The following is a 3,384-nucleotide window of genomic DNA, read 5'->3' on the forward strand; positions in this document are numbered from 1 at the left end:
AACGCCACCAACGACGACGAACACGCCGTATCCACAGTCACCGCAGGACCCTCAAAACCAAACGTGTACGCCACCCGCCCCGAAGCGACACTGCCGGCGCTACCGTTTCCCAGATAGCCCTCGAAGCCTTCCGGCACGGACGGGAATCGGCTCGCGTAATCGTGGTACATGACTCCGGCGAACACACCCGTGCGGCTGCCCCGCAGCGACGTCGGATCGATTCCGGCCCGCTCGACCGCCTCCCACGACGTCTCCAACAGCAGCCGCTGCTGCGGGTCCATCGCCAACGCCTCGCGGGGCGACAGACCGAAGAAGGCGGGATCGAACTCGGCGGCGTCGTGCAGGAAACCACCTTCCCTGGCATAGCTGGTGCCGGCATGGTCCGGGTCCGGGTCGTAGAGGCCGTCGAGATCCCATCCCCGGTCCACGGGGAACCCGGAGACCGCGTCGCCCGCGTTGGCCACGAGATCCCACAGATCCTGCGGGTTGCCTACCCCGCCCGGGTACCGGCAGGCCATGCCCACGATCGCGATCGGTTCGTCGACCCTCTGCGTCACCGGCGCCACCACTTCGGTGGCGGCCTCCCCGCTGAACTCGGCGGCGAGATGGGCGACCAGCTCCGCCGGGGTCGGGTGGTCGAACAGCAGGGTGGTCCGCAGTGGCAGCCCGGTGGCCGACTTCAACCGGTTGCGCAGCTCCACCGCCATCAGGGAGTCGAAGCCGAGCGCCCGGAATGCCTGGTCGGCGGCGACAGCGTCGGGTGCGTCGAGACCGAGCACCGAGGAGGCGTGCGTGCGGACGAGGTCGAACAGGATCCGCTCGCGTTCGGCAGGTGTCGCCGTGGCCACCTCGCGACGCAGGCCGGACGACGTGCCGGGGCGCCCCGGGCCGCGCCGCGCCGTCCGACGTGCCGACCTGCGCAGCAGGGCGGGCAGGGTCGCGCCGGGCTCGCGCAGGGGACCGGTCTGCCAGTGGACCGCCGCGAGCACCGGCTCGGCGGCGTCCAGGGCCGCGTCGAACAGGGCCAGCCCGGCGTCGTCGGCGAGCGCGGCCATGCCCGAGCGCGCCAGGCGTACGGTGCCCGCGTGGTCGAGTGCACCAGCCATGCCGTGCTCCTGGCTCCACGGGCCCCAGGCGAGCGAGACGGCGGGTAGTCCCTCCGCGTGCCGGTGGTGGGCCAGGGCGTCCAGGAACGTGTTCGCCGCCGCGTAGTTGCCCTGCCCGGGGTTGCCGAACAGCCCGGCGATCGACGAGAACAGGACGAAGAAGCGCAGGTCGAGGTGGCGGGTCAACTCGTGGAGGTGCCAGGCCGCGTCGGCCTTGGGCCGTAGGACGGCCGAGATCCGTTTGGGGGTCAACGACTCGACCGTGCCGTCGTCCAGCACGCCCGCGACATGGACGACTCCCGTCAGGGGCTCCTGCACGGCCGCGAGCATTCGTGCCACGGCCGAGCGGTCGGCCACGTCGCACGCCACGACGTCGACCGCGGCTCCCATCGCGGCGAGTTCCGCCTCCACCTCGGCCATGCCCGCCGCCTCCCGGCCCCGCCGACCCGCCAGCAGCAGACGCCGTACTCCGTGCGTGGCGACCAGGTGCCTGGCCAGCAGCCGGCCCAGTGCACCGGTGGCACCGGTGATCAGCACGGTGCCGTCGGAGGCTCCTCCTCGGGTGCCGCCGCCGGAGGTCACCCGTACCAGCCGCGGCACCGAGATCCGCCCGTCCCGCACCGCCAGTTGCGGCTCGTCCGCGAGGTCGGCGACGGCCGCCAGGGCACGTACGGATTCGGGCCTGCCGTCCACGTCCGCGAGGACGAACCGTCCCGGATGCTCGGCCTGCGCGGAACGCACGAGTCCCCATACCGCGGCCTGGGCGGGATCGGGAGTCTCGCCCGGCAGGGCGACACCGCCGGTGGTCGTCACCAGCAGGCGGGTACCGGCCATCCGGTCGTCGGCCACCCAGGCCTGGACCACCTCCAGGACCTGACCGAGGGTCTCGTGAGCCGCGGTCACGGGGTCTCCCGCGCGGACCGGGCACGGCAGGAGGACGACATCGGGGGTCGAGGCCGCCAGCTCTTCGAGACCTTCGGCGAGCGGCTGGCCGTCCACGTCGAGCACGGGCCACCCGGCCTGCGTGGGTGGCGAGGCGACGGGCACCTCGGACCACTCGACCCGCAGCAGGGACTCGCCGTCCGGGACCGGCGGTGGGATCCGACCCTCCTGCGGCGGACGCAGGGCGAGCGTTCCGATCGAGACGACCGCGTGGCCCTCGTCGTCGAAGATCTGGAGGGAGTGGGCGTCGGTGCCGGCAGGGACCAGGTGCGCGCGCAACACGGAGGCGCCGGACGCGTGCACCCGGGCCGCACTCCAGGCGAAGGGCACCGTGGCCCGCTCCGCCTCGCCGGGAGCGCCGAACGCGACGGCGTGCAGCACCGCGTCGAGCAGGGCCGGATGTACGGCGTAGGAGGAGGACTCCTCGTCCTCGGGCAACCGTGCCTCGGCGAAGACCTCGTCACCTCGCCGCCAGACCGCTCGCAGACCCTGGAACACCGGGCCGTAGTCGAACCCGATCCCCGCCAGCCGGTCGTAGAGGTCGTCGACGTCCACCGCTGTCGCGTCGGCCGGCGGCCATGCGGGCGGCACCTCGGGGGCCGGAGCACCGCCGGGTGCGAGCACGCCCGAGGCGTGTCGGGTCCACTCCGTGCCGTCGGCAGCGTCCTGGGCCCGCGCGTACACGGTCAGCGCGCGTCGCCCGGCGCTGTCGGCGGCGGCGACGGTGACCTGGACGACCACTGCCTCGTCGGCGGGCAGGACGAGCGGTGCCTCGATGGTGAGGTCTTCCACCCGATCGCACCCGGCCCGGCTCGCGGCGTGCAGCGCGAGTTCCAGGAACGCCGTGCCCGGAAGCACCGCCGCCCCCAGCACCCGGTGGTCGGCCAGCCAGGGCTGGTCGTGCAGGGAGAGCCGGCCGGTGAGCAGGAGGCCGTCCGCCTCGGCGAGGTCGGCGGTGGCGCCCAGCAGAGGGTGCCCCGCGGAACGCAGGCCCATCGCCGAAGCCCCGGACGAGGATCGGGTCGGGTCCAGCCAGTAGCGGCGGCGCTGGAACGGATAGGTCGGCAGCTCGACCGGCCGGGCGCCGAACTGCCGGTAGTAGGAGGCCCAGTCGACGGGTACGCCGTGGACGGCCAGCCGACCCAGCGCCTCGGCCACCGTGCGGTTCTCCGAAGATCGGGATCGCAGCAGCGGCACGACCTCGGTCGTGGCGATCTCCTCCACCAGTGTGGAGAGCACAGCGTCCGGGCCCAACTCGACGAACGTCGTCACCCCCGCGCCGAGCAAAGCCTCGACCCCATCATGAAAACGAACAGTCTCCCGCACATGCCGAACC

The 3,384-nt window shown here is 73.1% G+C and carries 1 protein-coding gene; it reads right to left on the minus strand.

Translation table 11 applies throughout. The features are described 5' to 3' along the window. Positions 1–3,320 (minus strand): SDR family NAD(P)-dependent oxidoreductase (locus ACGFIW_RS33715; RefSeq protein WP_393324598.1); only part of this gene is annotated, 3,320 nt, incomplete at its 3' end. Between the last annotated feature and the right edge of the window lie 64 nt (positions 3,321–3,384).

The organism is Micromonospora sp. NPDC048935 (genome assembly GCF_043197875.1).
Taxonomy (GTDB): Bacteria; Actinomycetota; Actinomycetes; order Mycobacteriales; family Micromonosporaceae; genus Micromonospora.